General features: G+C 66.4%; 16 protein-coding genes. 13 read left to right on the forward strand and 3 right to left on the reverse strand.

The window, feature by feature from the left end:
* Positions 1 to 136: 136 nt before the first annotated feature.
* The 9 genes from murC (at position 137) to QOJ24_RS04250 (ending at position 7,772) form a co-directional block, all read left to right on the forward strand.
* Entirely contained in the window at positions 137 to 1,561 is a 1,425-nt protein-coding gene (murC, locus tag QOJ24_RS04210) for a UDP-N-acetylmuramate--L-alanine ligase (protein ID WP_526259459.1), read from the forward strand.
* Entirely contained in the window at positions 1,558 to 2,511 is a 954-nt protein-coding gene (locus tag QOJ24_RS04215) for a cell division protein FtsQ/DivIB (protein ID WP_526259410.1), read from the forward strand. Before murC ends, QOJ24_RS04215 begins: the two co-directional genes overlap by 4 nt.
* A gap of 186 nt (positions 2,512 to 2,697) precedes the next feature.
* Complete coding sequence (gene ftsZ, locus QOJ24_RS04220) at positions 2,698 to 3,834, forward strand: cell division protein FtsZ (RefSeq protein ID WP_526259412.1); 1,137 nt, start codon at positions 2,698 to 2,700, stop codon at positions 3,832 to 3,834.
* Positions 3,835 to 3,882: 48 nt separating this feature from the next.
* Complete coding sequence (gene pgeF, locus QOJ24_RS04225; RefSeq protein WP_526259414.1) at positions 3,883 to 4,593, forward strand: peptidoglycan editing factor PgeF; 711 nt, start codon at positions 3,883 to 3,885, stop codon at positions 4,591 to 4,593.
* The gene (locus QOJ24_RS04230; RefSeq protein ID WP_526259416.1) at positions 4,590 to 5,339 is read left to right on the forward strand and encodes a YggS family pyridoxal phosphate-dependent enzyme; all 750 of its coding nucleotides are present in this window, start codon (positions 4,590 to 4,592) and stop codon (positions 5,337 to 5,339) included. Before pgeF ends, QOJ24_RS04230 begins: the two co-directional genes overlap by 4 nt.
* 54 nt (positions 5,340 to 5,393) lie before the next feature.
* A complete protein-coding gene (locus QOJ24_RS04235; RefSeq protein ID WP_526259418.1) occupies positions 5,394 to 6,005 on the forward strand; it encodes a cell division protein SepF in 612 nt (203 codons plus the stop codon).
* Between the two features lie 135 nt (positions 6,006 to 6,140).
* Positions 6,141 to 6,431, forward strand: coding sequence for a YggT family protein (locus tag QOJ24_RS04240; protein ID WP_526259420.1), 291 nt, complete (start codon positions 6,141 to 6,143; stop codon positions 6,429 to 6,431).
* 182 nt (positions 6,432 to 6,613) lie between these two features.
* A complete protein-coding gene (gene wag31 / locus QOJ24_RS04245) occupies positions 6,614 to 7,429 on the forward strand; it encodes a DivIVA-like cell division protein Wag31 (RefSeq protein ID WP_526259422.1) in 816 nt (271 codons plus the stop codon).
* A gap of 25 nt (positions 7,430 to 7,454) precedes the next feature.
* Positions 7,455 to 7,772, forward strand: coding sequence for a DUF308 domain-containing protein (locus tag QOJ24_RS04250; protein ID WP_526259424.1), 318 nt, complete (start codon positions 7,455 to 7,457; stop codon positions 7,770 to 7,772).
* On the opposite strand, the gene QOJ24_RS04255 is transcribed toward QOJ24_RS04250, so the two are convergent.
* Entirely contained in the window at positions 7,769 to 8,446 is a 678-nt protein-coding gene (locus QOJ24_RS04255) for a phosphoribosyltransferase (RefSeq protein ID WP_526259426.1), read from the reverse strand. The two genes, QOJ24_RS04250 and QOJ24_RS04255, sit on opposite strands and share 4 nt — an antisense overlap.
* 119 nt (positions 8,447 to 8,565) lie before the next feature.
* On the opposite strand from QOJ24_RS04255, the gene QOJ24_RS04260 reads away from it, so the two are divergent.
* Positions 8,566 to 9,918, forward strand: a complete 1,353-nt coding sequence (locus tag QOJ24_RS04260) for a TIGR01777 family oxidoreductase (RefSeq protein WP_526259428.1) — start codon at positions 8,566 to 8,568, stop codon at positions 9,916 to 9,918.
* On the opposite strand, the gene QOJ24_RS04265 is transcribed toward QOJ24_RS04260, so the two are convergent.
* Entirely contained in the window at positions 9,900 to 10,622 is a 723-nt protein-coding gene (locus QOJ24_RS04265; RefSeq protein ID WP_526259429.1) for a type 1 glutamine amidotransferase, read from the reverse strand. The genes QOJ24_RS04260 and QOJ24_RS04265 overlap by 19 nt on opposite strands.
* Before the next feature lie 9 nt (positions 10,623 to 10,631).
* Positions 10,632 to 11,858, reverse strand: coding sequence for a serine hydrolase domain-containing protein (locus QOJ24_RS04270; protein ID WP_526259431.1), 1,227 nt, complete (start codon positions 11,856 to 11,858; stop codon positions 10,632 to 10,634).
* 59 nt (positions 11,859 to 11,917) lie between these two features.
* Here QOJ24_RS04270 and QOJ24_RS04275 point away from each other — a divergent pair, with 59 nt between their 5' ends.
* The 3 genes from QOJ24_RS04275 (at position 11,918) to QOJ24_RS04285 (ending at position 18,156) form a co-directional block, all read left to right on the forward strand.
* On the forward strand, positions 11,918 to 13,462 hold the full coding sequence (locus QOJ24_RS04275; protein WP_526259433.1) for a phospholipase D family protein: 1,545 nt from the start codon (positions 11,918 to 11,920) through the stop codon (positions 13,460 to 13,462).
* Positions 13,463 to 13,614: 152 nt separating this feature from the next.
* Complete coding sequence (locus QOJ24_RS04280; RefSeq protein WP_526259435.1) at positions 13,615 to 16,863, forward strand: LuxR C-terminal-related transcriptional regulator; 3,249 nt, start codon at positions 13,615 to 13,617, stop codon at positions 16,861 to 16,863.
* Positions 16,864 to 16,899: 36 nt separating this feature from the next.
* Positions 16,900 to 18,156 carry an HNH endonuclease gene (locus tag QOJ24_RS04285; RefSeq protein WP_526259437.1) on the forward strand — a complete coding sequence of 419 codons (1,257 nt, stop codon included), beginning with the start codon at positions 16,900 to 16,902 and terminating at the stop codon, positions 18,154 to 18,156.
* Positions 18,157 to 18,158 lie beyond the last annotated feature (2 nt).

Here is an 18,158-nt window from a genome sequence, read left to right on the forward strand (position 1 = left end):
CGGCGATGGCCGGCCATCGCGACGCCGCCAAGAAGGTCGCCGAGATAGCCCTCGAGGTGGCCCGCATCGGTCGCGTTGATCGGAAGTCTCGCCGGTGAGCGCGCTTCCGTTACCCGATGAGCTGAAGCGGGTGCACATGGTCGGCATCGGTGGTGCCGGCATGTCCGGCATCGCACGCATCCTGCTCGACCGAGGCGGTGTGGTGTCGGGCTCCGACGCCAAGGAGTCACGCGGGGTGGCGGCGCTGCGTGCCAGGGGCGCGACGATCCGGATCGGACACGACGAGTCCTCGCTGGACCTGCTGCCCGGTGGACCCACGGCGGTAGTGACCACACATGCGGCGATCCCGAAGACCAATCCCGAGCTGGTCGAGGCCAGGAGACGCGGCATCCCGGTGATCCTGCGCCCAGCGGTGCTGGCACGGCTGATGGACGGCTACACCACCCTGATGGTGACCGGCACCCACGGCAAGACGACCACCACGTCGATGCTCATCGTCGCGCTGCAGCACAGCGGGTTGGACCCGTCGTTCGCGGTCGGCGGCGATCTCGGCGAAGCGGGCACCAACGCGCATCACGGCAGCGGCGACTGTTTCGTCGCCGAAGCCGACGAGAGCGACGGTTCGCTGCTCGAGTACACGCCGAACGTCGCGGTGGTGACCAACATCGAGGCCGATCACCTCGACTTCTTCGGCAGTGCCGAGGCGTACAGCGCGGTGTTCGACGCCTTCGTCGAGCGATTGGCCCCCGGAGGCGCGCTGGTGGTGTGCACAGACGATCCGGGCGCCGCCGCCCTCGCCGAACGCACCTGCGCACTGGGGATTCGGGTGCTGCGCTACGGAAGCGACGACCGCCCCGATCTCGCTGGCAGGTTGGTGAGCTGGGAACAGCAGAACACCGGTGCGGTCGCCCACATCCAACTGGCCGCCGAGAAGCACCAGCGGGTGATGCGAATGTCGGTGCCGGGCAGGCACATGGCGCTCAACGCGCTTGCCGCTCTGTTGGCGGCGACGGAGATCGGGGCGCCCGCCGAGTCGGTGCTCGACGGGCTGGCTGGGTTCGAGGGGGTGCGACGCCGTTTCGAACTCGTCGGTACCGCGCACGGTGTGCGGGTCTTCGACGACTACGCGCACCACCCGACCGAGGTCCGCGCCACGCTCGGCGCGGTGCGGACGGTGACCGAACAGAGCGGGCGTGGCCGCTCGGTGGTGGTGTTCCAGCCGCACTTATATTCCCGCACAGCCGCTTTCGCGCGTGAGTTCGCCGAAGCGCTTGACTGTGCAGACGAAGTCTTCGTACTCGACGTGTATGCCGCTCGGGAACAGCCGATGGCAGGGATCAGCGGTGCGTCGGTGGCCGAACACGTCACCAAGCCGGTGCACTATGTGGCGGATTTCTCCGCCGTTGCCGAACAGGTCGCCAACGCGGTACGCACCGGCGACGTGGTTATCACGATGGGCGCGGGCGACGTGACAATGCTCGGGCCCGAGATCGTCGAAGCGCTCGCCGCGAGAGCCAACCGCTCGACGCCACAACGCGATCCGGGGACGGGCGCGCCATGACGGAGACGGAGGACGACAGCGAGGCGGCGGCCGAACCCGACGAGGACGCCGCCCAACCCGACGAGGACGCCGGCGAACACGACGAGAACGCCGGCGAGGCGGTGGCCGAACCCGAGAACCCACCCGAAGACGAGTTCGAAGGTCCGCGGCGACGAGCACGTCGGGAACGCGAGGCGCGTCGCGAGGCCCAGGCCCGCGCCGTTGCGATCGAGCAGGCCCGACGTGAAGCCAAGCGGCGTGCGCAGGGTAAGTCGACCGACGAATCCAAACCCGTTGCGCGCGGCGGAGTTCGAGGTCTGAAGCTGGTGGTGTGGACGGTTCTGCTTGTCGCCCTGTTCGTCGGACTCGGTCTGCTGTTGTACTTCACCCCGATCATGGCGGCGCGAAACGTCGTGATCACCGGGCTTGGCGCGGTGACACAGGAGGAGGTCATCGCCGCCGCGGCAGTCAAGGACGGCACCCCGCTGCTTCAGGTGAATACCGACGACGTCGCCGAGCGGGTTGCCACGATCCGCCGTGTCGGCACCGCACGGGTGCAGCGCGAATACCCGTCGACCCTTCGGATCACCGTCGTCGAACGGGTTCCGATCGTCGTCAAGGATTATCCCGACGGGCCGCATCTGTTCGACCGTGACGGGGTGGACTTCGCGACCGCGCCGCCACCGCCCAATCTGCCCTACCTGGACGCCGACAACCCCGGCCCGAACGATCCGTCGACCAGGGCGGCGCTGGAAGTGATGATCGCGCTGCGGCCGGAGGTGGCCGGACAGGTGGCCAGGGTGTCGGCGCCGTCGGTCGCGGCGGTCACCCTGACGTTGGTCGACGGCAGGGAAGTGATCTGGGGTACCACCGAGCGCACAGAGGAAAAGGCGCAGAAGCTCGCGGCGCTGCTGACCCAGCCCGGCCACACCTACGACGTCTCCAGTCCTGATTTGCCGACAGTCAAGTGATTCGCCGTCCGCGCCATCACCTCAAATTCTTGACGTTTCCGTCGGCGCGCCTGCATGGCTAGTGCTTGACCTCGCCCTACCGTTCTGTTTGCGCGGAAACAACTTGACATAACTGTAAGCCTTTAGTTGAGGTTGAGAGTTTGCTCAGGCGTTCCGCTTCGGAAGCAACAAGGGAGGAAGGCGATGATGACCCCCCCGCACAACTACCTCGCCGTCATCAAAGTGGTCGGCATCGGCGGCGGCGGCGTCAACGCCGTCAACCGAATGATCGAGCACGGTCTCAAGGGCGTGGAGTTCATCGCGATCAACACCGACGCGCAGGCGTTGTTGATGAGCGATGCCGACGTCAAACTCGACGTCGGCCGTGACTCCACCCGTGGCCTCGGCGCAGGGGCAGACCCTGAGGTCGGTCGCAAGGCCGCCGATGACGCCAAGGACGACATCGAGGAGCTGCTGCGCGGCGCCGACATGGTGTTCGTCACCGCGGGCGAAGGCGGTGGCACCGGCACAGGCGGCGCGCCCGTCGTCGCCACCATCGCGCGCAAGCTCGGCGCCCTGACGGTCGGCGTGGTGACACGGCCGTTCTCGTTCGAGGGCAAGCGCCGGAGCAACCAGGCAGAGACGGGCATCGCTGCGCTGCGGGAGAGCTGCGACACGCTGATCGTCATCCCCAACGATCGGCTGCTGCAGATGGGCGACGCCGCCGTGTCGCTGATGGACGCGTTCCGTAGCGCCGACGAGGTACTGCTCAACGGCGTGCAGGGCATCACCGACCTGATCACCACCCCCGGCCTGATCAATGTCGACTTCGCCGACGTCAAGGGCATCATGTCCGGCGCGGGCACCGCGCTGATGGGCATCGGCTCCGCGCGTGGCGACGGCCGCGCACTCAAGGCGGCCGAGATCGCGATCAACTCGCCACTGCTCGAGGCGTCGATGGAGGGCGCGCAGGGCGTGCTGATGTCCATCGCGGGCGGCAGCGACCTCGGTCTGTTCGAGATCAACGAGGCCGCCTCGCTGGTACAAGACGCAGCGCACCTCGAAGCCAACATCATCTTCGGCACAGTGATCGACGACTCACTGGGCGACGAAGTGCGGGTGACCGTGATCGCGGCCGGCTTCGACGCCTCCGGGCCGAGCCGCAAGCCGGTGGTTGGCGCATCCGGCCAAGCGATCGCTCCCGGACAGGCCGGCAAGGTCACCTCGCAGCTGTTCGAACCGGTCGAAGCGGCCAGCGTGCCGGTGCACACCAACGGAGCGACGGTCAGTATCGGTGGCGACGATGACGACGACGTCGACGTTCCGCCGTTCATGCGGCACTAGCCCGACCGCGGTGCTCCTCCCGTCCGCGTCGCACCGGATACTGGAGCTGTGAGTGTTCGGGTTCGGCGCGTGACCACCACCCGCGCCGGCGGTGTTTCGAAGCCGCCGTTCGACACGTTCAATCTCGGCGATCACGTCGGAGACGATCCGGCTGCCGTCGCAGCCAACCGGGAGAGGCTCGCGAAGGCGATCGGAGTCGGTGCCGACTCTGTCGTCTGGATGAACCAGGTGCACGGTGATCGCGTCGTGCGCGTCGACGAATCGATGGGCGCTACCGCGATCGACGAAACCGACGGACTGGTGACCACCACACCGCGATTGGCATTGGCCGTCGTAACAGCTGATTGCGTTCCGGTTTTATTGGCCGACGCCCGCGCCGGTGTGGTAGGTGCGGTCCATGCGGGCAGGGTCGGCGCGCAGAAGGGTGTCGTCGCCCGCGCGGTCGAGTCCATGTGTGACGCCGGGGCGCGCGCCGAGGACATCTCTGTGCTGCTCGGCCCCTCTGTCAGCGGCCGCAACTACGAGGTGCCTGCGGCAATGGCCGCTGAGGTGGAAGCCGCCCTTCCGGGCAGCAGGACGACGACGGCGAGGGGTACTCCCGGGTTGGATCTGAGGGCCGGAATAGCAAGGCAGTTAAGGGAATTGGGCATCGCCGCCGTCGATGCAGACCCGCGTTGCACAGTGGACGACCGCAATCTCTTCAGCCATCGGCGCGACGCCCCGACCGGTCGGCTCGCGTCCGTGGTGTGGATGGAATGACCGCCGTGGCAACGACGAGGGAAGTCGAACTGGAGACCGCGTTGACCGTCGTGCGCGAGCGGCTGGCGCGGGCGGCGGAGGCGGCGGGACGCGACCGTGCCGAAATAGAATTGCTGCCGATCACCAAATTCTTTCCAGCAACCGATGTGCTTATTCTGTCGCATTTAGGTTGTGATGCATTTGGTGAATCGCGCGAACAAGAAGCAGCCGCGAAATTCGCCGAATGTAACTCCGCCGAACCGGCTTCGCCGATTCGCTGGCACATGGTGGGACGGATTCAACGCAACAAGGCGCGCTCGATCGCCAACTGGGCATACGCCGCGCACTCGGTCGACAGTGCCAAGCTGATCACCGCACTGGACGGGGCATCGACGGACGCCCTCGCCGACGGCGGCCGGACCGAACCTCTGCGGGTCTACCTACAGATCAGCCTCGACGGTGACGTCGCGCGCGGGGGAGTCGACATCGGCAATCCCGATCTCGTCGACGAACTGTGCGCGCTGGCGCAGTCCGCGCAGGGCCTTGCGTTCGTCGGACTGATGGGAATCCCGCCGCTCGGTTCCGATCCCGACGATGCATTCGCGCGTTTGCAGGCCGAGCACCAGCGGGTACAGAAGAACTACCAGCAGCGTCTCGAGCTGTCGGCCGGCATGTCCAGCGACCTCGAGGCGGCGGTCGAACATGGTTCAACGTGTGTGCGTGTCGGTACCGCGGTTCTGGGGCAACGTCCTCTAACGTCACCATGAGTAGTCACTCCAGTCACATCTTCATCACAGGCATCACGCAAGAAGGGTCCAGCGATGAGCACACTGCACAAGGTCAAGGCCTACTTCGGTATGGCGCCTATGGACGACTACGACGACGAGTATTACGACGACGACGACCGTCCGTCACGCAGCGGGTATCCGCGCCGTGAGCGTTTCGGCGAAGAGGGATACGGCCGCTACGACGACCGTTACGGCGAAGAGGAGATGGCGGGCGCCTACCGCGGCGGCTACGCCGACGAGGGTCGCCTGCACCCGCGCGAATTCGACCGTGCCGCACCGAGGTACGCGCCGCTGCGCGGCTCGACGCGCGGTGCGCTCGCGATGGATCCCCGCCGGATGGCAATGCTGTTCGACGAGAGCAGCCCGTTGTCGAAGATCACCACGCTGCGGCCCAAGGACTACAGCGAGGCCCGCACCATCGGTGAGCGCTTCCGCGATGGCACCCCGGTGATCATGGACCTGGTGACCATGGACAATGCCGACGCCAAGCGGCTCGTCGATTTCGCCGCGGGGCTGGCGTTCGCGCTGCGCGGATCCTTCGACAAGGTGGCCACGAAGGTGTTCCTGCTGTCGCCCGCCGACGTCGACGTCTCACCCGACGACCGCAGGCGCATCGCCGAGACCGGCTTCTACGCCTATCAATAGGCAGGCTTGGGTCGGCCCGCGCTGCTCGGCCCACCTCCGCGGACAGGCCGGGTAGGCTGACGACATCGCGACGCCGGCACCGGCCAAGCGCCTGAGTATTCAACGTCACACACCGCAGTAGTGAGGTCGGCTTAGTTGGCCCTGTTCTTTGAGATTCTGGGTTTCGCGCTGTTCGTCTTCTGGCTGCTGCTCATCGCCCGCGTGGTCGTCGAGTTCATCCGCTCGTTCAGTCGAGACTGGCACCCCCGCGGCTTCACCGTGGTGATCCTCGAGTTGATCATGACGCTGACCGATCCGCCGGTGAAGCTGTTGCGCCGCATCATTCCGCAGCTCACGATCGGCGCGATCCGCTTCGACCTGTCGATCATGGTGCTGCTGCTCGTCGCATTCATCGGCATGCAACTCGCGTTCAGCGCGGCGGCCTGAGAAGTTCCGAATCGCCGTTTGCCGGGCACGGCAATCGCCTTTAAGAAGATTGAATTTCGCTCTTAACTTTTGGCCTCAGGTGCAACCGCAGAGTCTGGTGTGACAGGATGGGCGCCAGTTACTTCACTGACGTTCTACACTTTGAGATCGATTGACGGTCCGGACCATCTAGGGGGCAGACAATGCCGCTCACTCCAGCCGACGTTCACAACGTCGCCTTCAGCAAGCCGCCCATTGGCAAGCGTGGCTACAACGAGGATGAGGTCGACGCGTTCCTCGATCTGGTCGAGAACGAGCTGACTCGTCTCGTCGAGGAGAACGCCGACCTCCGTCAGCGGGTAGGCGAGATGGAACAGGAGCTGTCGACCGCGCGGACCGGCGGTGGATCGCAGCCCACCCAGGCCATCCCGCTGTATCAGCCCGAACCCGAACCGGAACCTGCTCCGCAGCCCGTCTACGAGGCGCCGCCGACGCCTGCGCCCGCTCCGATGAGCGAGGACCAGCACCTCAAGGCCGCGCGCGTGCTCAGCCTGGCGCAGGACACCGCCGACCGGTTGACGTCGACAGCCAAGACAGAATCCGACAAGCTGCTCTCGGACGCGCGTGCGCAGGCCGACCAGATGGTCAGCGAGGCGCGGGCGACCGCGGAATCGACGGTCGCCGAGGCCCGTCAGCGCGCCGACACGATGCTCGCCGACGCCCAGACGCGGTCGGAGACCCAGCTGCGTCAGGCACAGGAGAAAGCCGACGCGCTGCAGGCGGACGCCGAGCGTAAGCACTCAGAGATCATGGGCACCATCAACCAGCAGCGAACCGTGCTGGAAGGTCGGCTGGAGCAGTTGCGCACGTTCGAACGCGAGTACCGCACCAGGCTCAAGACCTACCTGGAGTCCCAGCTCGAGGAACTTGGCCAGCGCGGCTCCGCTGCACCGGTGGATTCAAGCGCGAACAACGACGGCGGCGGTGGATTTAACCAGTTCAACCGCGGCAACAACTGAGCCCCCAGGGCGAAGGGATTGACCCATGTTGATCGTTGCCCTAGTGCTCGCCGTCATCGGCCTCGCGGCCTTGGTGACCGCGGTCGTCACCAGCAATGAGCTGATCGCCTGGGTCTGCATCGCCGCGAGCGTGATCGGCGTCGTGCTGCTGATCATCGACGCGCTGCGGGAGCGCTCCCGCACCGATGGGGATGCGCCGACGCAGCAGACCGACGACGAGATCGTCGAGGACTATCCCGACGAGCCCGGGGACGACGCGGAGGCCGAAACCACTGCGGCCCCAACCGAAACCGTCGACAGCGACGCCGAAAAGGTCACCGAGGAAGACAGCAACCCGCGCTAGCTCGTCGGCGTGGCCAGCAGGTCGCGCACCTCGTCGTCGGAGACTTGGTGGAAGTCCGCATACACCTGCCCGACCGCCTCGAACGGCGTTGGCATCGTCACGCACACCACATCGTCGGCCTCCCGGCCGAGTTCACGGCATGTCGATGCCGGACCGACCGGTACCGCAACCACAACGCTTTGCGGTTGTGCGGCCCGCACCGCGCGTACGGCGGCGAGCATGCTTGCGCCGGTGGCGATCCCGTCGTCGACCATGATCGCCACCAGACCCTTCGGGTCGGCCGCGTCCCGACCACCCCGGTACGCCTGCTCGCGTCGGTTCAGCTCCTCGGTTTCGCGTTCGATCGCGGTGCGCAGCGCCTCATCGCTGATGTTCAGGCTTTTCACCAGCTTGTCGTTCACCACCAGACCGCCTCCGCTCGCGAGCGCGCCCATCGCGAGTTCCTCCCACTGCGGAACGCCGAGCTTGCGGACCAGGAACACATCGAGCGGCGCCCGCAGCGCGGACGCGACCTCCCAGCCGACGGGAACGCCACCGCGCGCCAGCCCGAGCACCAGAATGTCGTCCCTGCCGTGATAGGCCGTCAACGCCTCAGCCAGGACCCGGCCGGCTTCGCGGCGGTCCCGGAAGGTTCGCCTCGCGCTTCGGCGTGCGAGTCCACCCCAACCGGCCATGACTGTGTGTTCCCATTCTGGCGAATTTCCATTTGGGCACTGAATCAGCCCACGACGGGCAATCCGACCATGCATCGACTCCGAATCACATAGACAGTGGAGTACGGCCGAAAGGGACCATGGGCATCAAGTACGAAAGCGTCGTCGACCATCCGCTGGGTGAGGTATTCGCCTGGCACACCAGGCCGGGCGCCATGACCCGCCTGGTTCCGCCGTGGCAGCCGATGACGGTGGTGTCGGAGACGGAGTCGCTGGCCGACGGGCGAGCGGTGCTCGGGCTGCCGGGTGGTTTGCGTTGGATCGCCCAGCACGACCGAGAGAGCTTCGACCCGCCGCACCGGTTCGCCGACGTGCTGTCGTCGGCGGGGCCGCGATCCCTGCCTGCCCGCGTCATCGGCTGGTGGCGGCACACCCACACGTTCGCCGAAGCGCCCGACGGCGGCACGATCGTGCGCGATGAGGTGGACACAACGGTTCCCGGTGCCGCGCTGCGACCCACGTTCGTCTACCGGCACCGCCAGCTGGCCGACGATTTGGCCGCGCACCGCGATGCCGCGTCGGCGGGTGCTGCGCCCATGGTCGTCGCGGTCAGCGGCGCGACAGGCCTGGTCGGCTCGGCGCTCACCGCGCTCCTGACGACCGGCGGTCACCGGGTGATCCGACTGGTCAGACGGCAGGCGCGCAACAAGGACGAGCGACAGTGGCGCCCGGATGCTCCCGCGCCCGACCTACTGTCGGGGGTCGATGCCGTGGTGCACCTTGCCGGTGCGTCGATCGCCGGGCGGTTCACCGAAGGACACAAGGCCGCGATCCGCGACAGCCGCATCGGACCGACGCGCAAGCTCGCCCAAGCGGCGGCCGACAGCAACGACGGCCCGACGGTTTTCGTCAGCGCCTCGGCAGTCGGTATCTACGGATACGACAGGGGTGACGCGCTGTTGTGTGAAGACAGCGTGCGAGGTGAAGGATTCCTGGCAGACGTGGTGGCCGACTGGGAGGCCGCCGCCGGTCCGGCAGTCGACGCGGGCCTGCGGGTGGTCGCCGTGCGCACCGGAATCGTCCAGGCCGCGGCGGGTGGCACGCTGCGACTGCTGCGACCGCTGTTCTTGGCAGGCGTCGGCGGGCCAATGGGGAGCGGCAGGCAGTGGCTGTCCTGGATCGGCCTCGACGACCTGCTCGACGTCTACTACCGCGCAGTTTATGACAACCGGCTGACTGGTCCCGTCAACGCGGTCGGGCCCGCACCGGTGCGCAACATCGGCTACACGAAGGCCATGGCCGGCGTGCTGCACCGGCCCTCGCTTGTGCCCGTGCCGTCCTTCGGGCCGCGGCTGTTGTTGGGTAGTGAGGGCGCCCGCGAGCTTGCCGAGGCCGACCAGCGAGTGGTGCCCACCAAGCTGACCGAGCTGGGCCACCGGTTCCGGCATGCAACCGTCTCCGACGCGTTAGCCCATCAGCTCGGACACGGCTGAATCGCGACCCGCGACAGAAACCCGCGCACCAGACTGCGGATGCGGCGAGCCGTATCCTTTTCGAATACCGTTGTGGCCGATAGCAATTGGTCATGGCTCAGGCCGAAGCCGGCCACCTCGCCGTTGGGATCATCGGCCAGCCAGCCGTCGAGCAGATCGTGATCCACCTCCGGGTGGAACTGCAGCCCGAGTGCCCGACCCAGCATGAACGCCTGTGACGCGTTCGTGGTTCGCGCGATTTCCGTTGCGCCTGGCGGCAGCGTCCAGGTATCGAAATGCCATTCGAACCACTTGCCGCCCGGTATCAGGCCCTCGTCGTCGCTGGCGACGTCGTACCAGCCGATTTCCGGCGTGGCGGACCGAGCCACCGATCCACCGAAAGCCTGGGCGAGCAACTGGCCGCCGAAGCAGACGCCGAGCGTCGGTACGCCCGCATCCGCGGCATCGCGCAACATCTGCATTTCGGTCCCGACCCAACTCTGGCGCAGCGCCTCGTCATAAACCGGCCACCGCGCGCCCAGCGGCACGATCACGTCATAAGCCGTCGGATCGGGGAATGCCACGTCGACGACGGGATCGTTGATCCGCTCGGCGGGCACCACGGTGAATGTGGCGACGTCGTAGCCGCATTCGGTGAACGCCTCGCCGAGCAAGGCCTCGGTCGCGAGGTGCTCGTTGTGGATGAACAGTACTTGCGGCGCCATGGTCAAAGACTATTTCGGAGGCATCGGCGGCGCGTCGTCCGGGGCGAGTTCTTTGGCGATGCGACGGAACAGGGTGTCGGCCTCGTTGCGGTAGTTGCCCTGGTCATCGAACGCGTCAGGCTGATAGGTGACGACCATTGCCAGCCCGATCTTCTTGGCGGGAAGGTAGGCCATCACCCCGGCCTCGCCCGCGAAGAGGGGGTTCTGCAGCAACCACTCGCCCGAGACCACGATGCCCATGCCATAGGTATAGCTGTCGTTCATCCCCATGCAGGTCGTGCAGCCGGGCTGCGCGCGAGTTTTGCCGCGCAGATCCGTGGAGGCGAATTTCGCGTAGGACTCCTTCGACAGCAGCTTGCCGGAGCCCAGCGCGGCCGCGCTGGCTTCCATGTCGTAGATGTTCGTCGTCTGGATGGCGCCGTGGGTGATCGTCCACGACGGGTTCCAGTACGTCGACTCTTCGTAGAACGGTGTGCCACGAGGTATCTGGAGTGCCTCGCGTCTCTCGCTGGTGAACGCGTGCAGAGCCGGTTCCGGGATCTCGGGGGTGAACGAGTTCTCGGTGTTGGTCAATCCCAGTGGTCGCAACACCTTGTCCTCCAACAGCTTCGGCATGTCCTCGCCGGTCGCCTTCTCCAACGCCCTGCCCAGGAGCACGTAGTTGGTGTGGGCGTAGTTCCAGTTGGTGCCCGGTTCGTACAGCAGCGGTTTCGATGTTGCGAAACCGAGCAATTGATCGGGTTCCCACTGCCGGAACGTGTCTTTATAGAGCGCCTCTTCGAATTCGGTGTTGCCGATCACGTAATCGACGTAGCCCGAAGTCATCTGGCCCAACTGGCCGAGCGTGACGCGGTCGGCGTTCGGGACGTCCGGGAGCCATGTCGACAGCTTGTCGTCGAGGCTGACCTTCTTCTCGTCGACGAGGATCATCAGCAGTGTCGAAACGTAGGAGATCGCGACAGCGCCGTTGCGGAAATGCATGTTCGTCGTTGCGGGAACACCGGTCATGGAGTCTCCGACGGCCCGCGTGAGGACCTCCTTGCCGTCGACGGTCACCCGGACGATGACCGCCTTCAAGTGTTTCTCGGCCATGGTGTCGCGCACTATGGCCATCACCGCGTCCGCCTTGGCGGGGTCGGCCGCCGGAGCGTTGGTGTCCTCCTGACGAGGCGGTGCGCAGCCGGCAAGCAGCAACAACGCGCAGGCAAGGCTGATCGCGCGGCGGTGCAAGGGCATGCGGCGATCTTGACAGACCGGGCGTTTGGAGATGATCGCGTTCGGCTATTCCGCTTGGCGTGGCGGAACTTGCAGAGTGGTTCCTCAGCGCGGAGGAGCGAGGCAACCCGGCCACCAAGATTCCGCCCTGGTGCGCGGGTAGTCGCGCGGAGCCGCTGATCCACGGTGCGACCTATTTCGATCGGCTGGTGACCGAGGTCGAGGCGCTCGGCGATGGCGACTACCTCTTCTTCACCGACTGGCGTGGCGATCCCGACGAGAAGATGCGCGATGACGGCCCGACGATCAGGGAGCTGTTCTGCTCCGCGGCCAAGCGCGGGGCCGTGGTCAAGGGTTTGGTATGGCGCTCGCACCTGGACAAGTTCACCTACAGCGAGGAGGAGAACCGGCACCTCGGAGAGGCGATCGAGCGGGCAGGCGGCGAGGTGCTGCTGGACCAGCGGGTCCGATTCGGCGGGTCGCATCACCAGAAGCTGGTGGTGATCCGGCACCCGGGGGACCCGGAACGCGATGTCGCGTTCGCAGGCGGCATCGACCTGTGCCATTCGCGGCGCGACGACGAGACGCATCGCGGCGACCGCCAGGCACAGACGATGGCCAAGCAGTACGGGGAGCACCCGCCCTGGCACGACGTGCAACTCCAGATACGCGGTCCGGCCGTCGGAGCGCTGGACGCCACGTTCCGCGAGCGTTGGAACGATCCAGCCCCCCTGGACATGCTCTCGCCGGTCGCATGGCTGACCGACAAGCTGCGCGGCGCCGATCTGGAACCGGGAAAGCTGCCCGATCAGCCGGCCGATCCGCCACCGTGCGGGCCGCACACCGTACAGGTGTTGCGCACCTACCCGGACGCACATTTCGAGTACGACTTCGCCCCACACGGCGAACGCAGCATCGCCCGCGGCTACTCCAAGGCGGTTCGGCGCGCCAAACGGCTCATCTATCTGGAGGACCAGTACCTGTGGTCGAAGCGCGTCGCAAAGCTGTTCGCGCAGGCCCTGGCGGACAACCCACAACTTCATCTGGTGGCGGTCGTGCCGCGACATCCCGACGTCGACGGCCGACTGTCGTTGCCGCCCAACCAAGTTGGCCGTCAGCAGGCCATCGAAGCATGCCGTAGCGCCGATCCGGATCGGGTGCACATCTTCGATGTCGAAAACCACGAGGGCACTCCGGTGTATGTGCACGCGAAGGTGTGCGTGATCGACGACACTTGGGCCACGGTCGGCAGCGACAACCTCAACCGGAGATCGTGGACCCACGACAGCGAATTGTCCTGTGCGGTACTGGATGACACTGGTGAGTTCGCCCGCGACCTTCGATTGCGGCTGCTGCGCGAGCATCTCGATAGGCGCCCCGACGGAACCGATGACGACGGGCTTGTCGACCCCGACACCGTCGTCGACGTCATCGAGGCGTCCGCGACGGCGCTGGAGGACTGGTGGGCGGGTGGCCGGCGCGGCCCCCGGCCACCCGGCCGCTTGCGTCCGCACCGCCCGGAGAAGCTCGGTGCGCTCACCCGGGCGTGGGCCGTTCCGGCGTACCGGGCGTTTTACGACCCGGATGGCAGGTCCTACCGCGCCCGGCTCAGAGACGAATGGTGAGGACCTTCTGATATCGCGCCGTGCGTCATCGCGGTAAGCACATCTCTGCCCAGATATACGCGGTTGCGCTGATGTTTGGCCCATGTCAGGCCCGCATGCTGGCTAGCATGAGCCAACTCGAGTGGAGCGAACCCGCGGACGTGAGGAGCAGTATGGCCTCCGCTGGGAGCGGGCTACCGACAGGAACGGTGACGTTGCTGCTCGCCGACGTCGAGGGGTCGACGAGGCTCTGGGAGACCCAGCCGGCGGCGATGACCGCCGCGATTGCCCGGCTGGATGCCACGCTGACCGATCTGGTCACCGCTCACGACGGTGTCCGCCCCGTCGAGCAGGGGGAGGGCGACAGCTTCGTCGTCGCCTTCGCTCGCGCCAGCGATGCGGTCGCTTGCGCGCTGGCCCTGCAGCGTGCTCCGCTTGCGCCTATCCGGTTGCGGATCGGCGTGAACACCGGCGAGATCCAGTTGCGCGACGAAGGCAACTACATCGGCCCGACGATCAACCGCACCGCACGGCTTCGCGACCTCGGGCACGGCGGTCAAACGCTGCTGTCGGCTGCGACCGAGTCGATGATGATCGACCACCTGCCAGATGACGCGTGGCTCAACGACCTCGGCTCACATCCGCTGCGCGACCTGCCTCGGCCGGAACGCGTTGTGCAGCTGTGCCATCCGGATATCCGCAATGACTTCCCGCTGCTGAGAACGTCGGAATCGGAGACCGTCGCGCGTGTTCCGGCGCAGCTGACGAGTTTCGTCGGGCGAGAGCAGCAGATCGCCGAGGTGCGCCGGCTGCTTGTCGATGACCGCCTGGTGACGCTCACGGGAGCAGGCGGCTCGGGTAAGACCCGGCTGGCGATCGAGGTGGCGCGCGAGTTCGGTGATGATGTTCGGTACGTCGACCTTGCGCCGATCACCGACACCGAGCTCGTACCCGTCGCCGTCGCTCGCGCACTCGGGCTTCCAGATCAGCCGGGCCGCACCAGGATTGACACCGTGATCCGGTTCATCGGTGATCGCAAGCTGCTGATGATACTGGACAACTGCGAGCATCTGCTCGATGCCAGCGCCGATCTCATCGTCGTGCTCCTGGAGGCCTGCCCGGCGCTGACGATCGTCACGACAAGCCGGGAACCGATCGGGTTGACCGGGGAAGTGACCTGGCGGGTGCCGTCGCTGTCGCTCGGCGACGAAGCAACTCAGTTGTTCACCGATCGCGCGCGGCGAGTGAAGCCCGACTTCGCCGTCGCAGATGTGGACGCAGCCACGGTGACCGAGATATGCAAACGGCTCGACGGCATGCCGCTCGCCATTGAACTGGCCGCTGCACGCGTGCGCGCGTTGTCGCTGACCGAGATTCTCGACAGCCTGCACGACCGGTTCCGGCTGCTGACCGGTGGATCGCGTCGGGCGGTGCGGCGTCAGCAGAGCCTCGAGGCATCGGTGGACTGGTCGCATGCGTTGCTCACCGAACCCGAGCGCATCCTGTTCCGTCGACTGTCGGCGTTCATGGGCGGCTTCGATCTCGCTGCGGCGCAGGACGTTTGCAGCGGGGACGCGTTGCCCCGGCACCAGATTCTGGACCAGCTGACACTCCTCGTCGACAAGTCGCTCATCGTCGTCGAAAGTGCAGGAGGCCGTACGCGATACCGCCTACTGGAAACCATTCGGCAGTACGCGCTGGAGAAGCTCGGCGAGTCGGGGGAGGCCGACGTCGTTCGCGATCGCCATCGCGACTACTACACGTCGCTCGCCGAACAGTTCGACGCGCCCACGGCCGCAGGGTTCGAACATCTTCTCGATGGCGCCGAGGTCGAAATCGACAACCTGCGGGCCGCGTTCGCGTGGAACCAGGAGCACGGGGAGATAGACCGCGCACTGCAATTGGCGTGCTCGCTCTATCCGGTGTGGCTGGTGCGAAACAGACCGCTCGAGGGCCTGGCATGGTTTGACTCGATCGACTTAAGCGACCCGGATGCGGGCGTGAGTGCGGCGGTCCGTGCGCGCTCGCTCGCCGACAGCGCCGTGCTGGGGGCCTTCACCGTGGATGCCCAGCTGATCGACAAGGCGGAAGAAGCGGTCGCCGTCGCGCGCGAGCTCGACGATCCCGTCCTGCTCGCCCGCGCACTCACCTCCTGCATCGCGGCGGCCGCATTCAACGTCGGATCGGCACTGCCGTACATCGCCGAGGCGCTCGACCTGGCCAGGGAACAGGGTGACCGTTGGCGGTTGAGCCAGATACTGGCTTGGAACTCATATACGGCGTGCCTGGCAGGGGACCCGGTTGCAACGGCTGCTGCGGGCGAGGAAGGCGAGGCGCACGCCGAAGCGTCCGGAGACCGCTTCATTGCCCGCATGTGCCGCTATTGGGGCCGCGGGGTCGCGAGCTTTCAGCAAGGCAACCTGACTGGGGCGGTCGCGGTGCTCAGTGATCTCCTCGTCGAGGCGGACGCGGCGGGAGACGTCTTCCACGGGCTACTCGCGCGCATCGCGCTGGCACACGGAATGCTGAACCGGGGAGACATCGCCGAAGCGAGGAAACTATCGGCCGAAGCTGTGGAGGTCAGCTCGGTGCTCGGCCCCTTCGTGGAGATGTGGGCCTTGGCGCCGTTAGCGCAGGCAGCGCTGGCCATGGGCGACGCCGTCGCCGCAACCGAAGCCACTGACGTCGCTTGGCAACGGGTGATGGCACAGCCTGCGCTGGTGATCGCGAACGTCATGCCGACGGCCGAGCTCGCGTTCGTTCGCGGGGACCTCGACGAGGCGAGGCGGTTGGCAGATGATTCGGTCGCCCCGATGGCGGGTTGGCACCGTGCGAGGGCCTTGACAACACGTGCCCGCGTCGCGATCGCACAGGGCGACCTGCAACAGGGTGAAAGCGATGCGCATGAGGCTCTCACCATGGCCATCGACATACACGTGTATCAGGTCGTTCCCGATGCACTCGAGATCCTGATGGAATCGTGTTGTGCGACAGGAACTTTTCGCGAAGGCGCGCGCTTCGGCGGTGCGGCAGAAGCTATCCGGCTCCAGCAAGGCGGCACGGTTCGCTTTCCCATCTACGAGCCGGCCTACGCGGCGGCTGTCGCGAAACTTCGCGATGCGCTTGGTGACGAATTCACTACCGCATGGGCCGAAGGCGAGGCATTGCCTCTGAAAGAGGCAATCTCCTACGCCCAACGCGGGCATGGTGAGCGCAAGCGCCCGTCGACCGGCTGGGCATCCTTGACGCCGACCGAACTCGACGTCGTGCGTCTGGTCGCCGAGGGACTCGGCAACAAGGACGTCGCGTTGCGACTCTTCATCTCTCATCGCACGGTGCAGACGCACCTGACCCACGCCTACGCCAAGCTCGGGATCACCTCGCGTGTCGCGCTGGCCCAGGAGGCCGCCCGGCACGGCTGACGAGTCTTGTCAGACCGGCCCTCTATATTCGAATGTATGTTCGAGTATAGCGACGGAGGTGCGTTGATTGAACGTATCGCCGAGTTGGAGCGGGTGAAGTCAGCAGCCGCGGCTGAGCAGGCGCGTGCGGCGGTGGCGCTCTATGAGCTGCGGCGTGCAGATGAAGCGGCGGCGGTGCCGAAGCCGCGACAGTGTCGTGGTGTGGCCAGTGAGGTGGCGTTGGCGCGACGGGATTCCCCGGCGCGCGGCGGACGGCACCTGGGTTTCGCCAAAGCTCTGGTGTTTGAGATGCCGCACACGCTGGCAGCTTTGGAGTGCGGAGCGCTCTCGGAGTGGCGGGCGACGTTGATCGTCAAACAGTCGGCGTGTCTGGACGTCGAGGACCGACGCCGCCTCGATGTCGAAATGTGTGCCGATGTCGCAACGCTCGAGGGCAAGGGAGACGCGCGGATCGAGGCCGACGCCAAGGCGATCGCCTACCGCCTCGACGCGCAGGCGGTGGTCGACCGGGCGGCGAAGGCCGAGTCCGACCGCACCGTGACCATCCGCCCGGCGCCCGACACCATGGTCTATGTGACGGTGCTGCTTCCGGTGGCCAAGGGCGTAGGGGCGTACGCGTCATTGAAGCGCGCTGCTGACACCACATTCGACGAACGTTCGCGCGGCCAGGTGATGGCAGACACCTTCTTCGAACGGGTCACCGGTCAACCTGCTGACGTCGCTGATGCGGTGGCGGTCAACCTGGTGATCGCCGACGAGACGCTGCTGGCCGGCGACGACAGCCCGGCCGTGGTGGAGGGCTACGGCCCCGTTCCTGCTGCGGTGGCGCGCCGGCTGGTCGAGCGTGCAGTTACCGACAAGCGGTCGCGGTGCACGCTGCGGCGGCTGTACCGCCATCCGAAGTCCGGGCAGCTGGTGGCGATGGAGTCGCGGTCGCGGTTCTTCCCGCGTGGCTTGGCGCGCTTCATCGATCTACGGGACCGAACCTGCCGCACGCCGTACTGCGATGCGCCGATCCGGCACCGAGACCACGCCCGGCCACACCACCGGGACGGACCTACCAGTGCCGAGAACGGCCTCGGTGAGTGTGAACGCTGCAACTATGCCAAGGAATCGCACGGCTGGCAGGTGATCGCCGGCGACGAAAACGGTCTGCACACAGCGGAATTCGTGACACCGACGGGTCGCCATTATCGATCGACCGCACCACCGGCCCCCGGACCGATTCTTGTCGACGTCAGCGAGATCGAGATGCGTATCGGTATCGCTATCGTCGCCCACGATGCCGCGTAGGC

The organism is Mycobacterium sp. (assembly GCF_032159775.1).
Lineage (GTDB): Bacteria > Actinomycetota > Actinomycetes > Mycobacteriales > Mycobacteriaceae > Mycobacterium.

Excerpts from the sequence above, each read along its gene's own strand:
- QOJ24_RS04235 (WP_526259418.1), top strand. The coding sequence starts at position 5,394 with ATGAGCACACTGCACAAGGTCAAGGCCTACTTCGGTATGGCGCCTATG.
- QOJ24_RS04285 (WP_526259437.1), top strand. The coding sequence starts at position 16,900 with ATGTTCGAGTATAGCGACGGAGGTGCGTTGATTGAACGTATCGCCGAG.
- QOJ24_RS04265 (WP_526259429.1), bottom strand. The coding sequence starts at position 10,622 with ATGGCGCCGCAAGTACTGTTCATCCACAACGAGCACCTCGCGACCGAG.
- QOJ24_RS04215 (WP_526259410.1), top strand. The coding sequence starts at position 1,558 with ATGACGGAGACGGAGGACGACAGCGAGGCGGCGGCCGAACCCGACGAG.
- QOJ24_RS04230 (WP_526259416.1), top strand. The coding sequence starts at position 4,590 with ATGACCGCCGTGGCAACGACGAGGGAAGTCGAACTGGAGACCGCGTTG.
- QOJ24_RS04260 (WP_526259428.1), top strand. The coding sequence starts at position 8,566 with ATGGGCATCAAGTACGAAAGCGTCGTCGACCATCCGCTGGGTGAGGTA.
- ftsZ (WP_526259412.1), top strand. The coding sequence starts at position 2,698 with ATGACCCCCCCGCACAACTACCTCGCCGTCATCAAAGTGGTCGGCATC.
- murC (WP_526259459.1), top strand. The coding sequence starts at position 137 with ATGGTCGGCATCGGTGGTGCCGGCATGTCCGGCATCGCACGCATCCTG.
- QOJ24_RS04280 (WP_526259435.1), top strand. The coding sequence starts at position 13,615 with ATGGCCTCCGCTGGGAGCGGGCTACCGACAGGAACGGTGACGTTGCTG.
- QOJ24_RS04270 (WP_526259431.1), bottom strand. The coding sequence starts at position 11,858 with ATGCCCTTGCACCGCCGCGCGATCAGCCTTGCCTGCGCGTTGTTGCTG.
- QOJ24_RS04250 (WP_526259424.1), top strand. The coding sequence starts at position 7,455 with ATGTTGATCGTTGCCCTAGTGCTCGCCGTCATCGGCCTCGCGGCCTTG.
- QOJ24_RS04255 (WP_526259426.1), bottom strand. The coding sequence starts at position 8,446 with ATGGCCGGTTGGGGTGGACTCGCACGCCGAAGCGCGAGGCGAACCTTC.
- wag31 (WP_526259422.1), top strand. The coding sequence starts at position 6,614 with ATGCCGCTCACTCCAGCCGACGTTCACAACGTCGCCTTCAGCAAGCCG.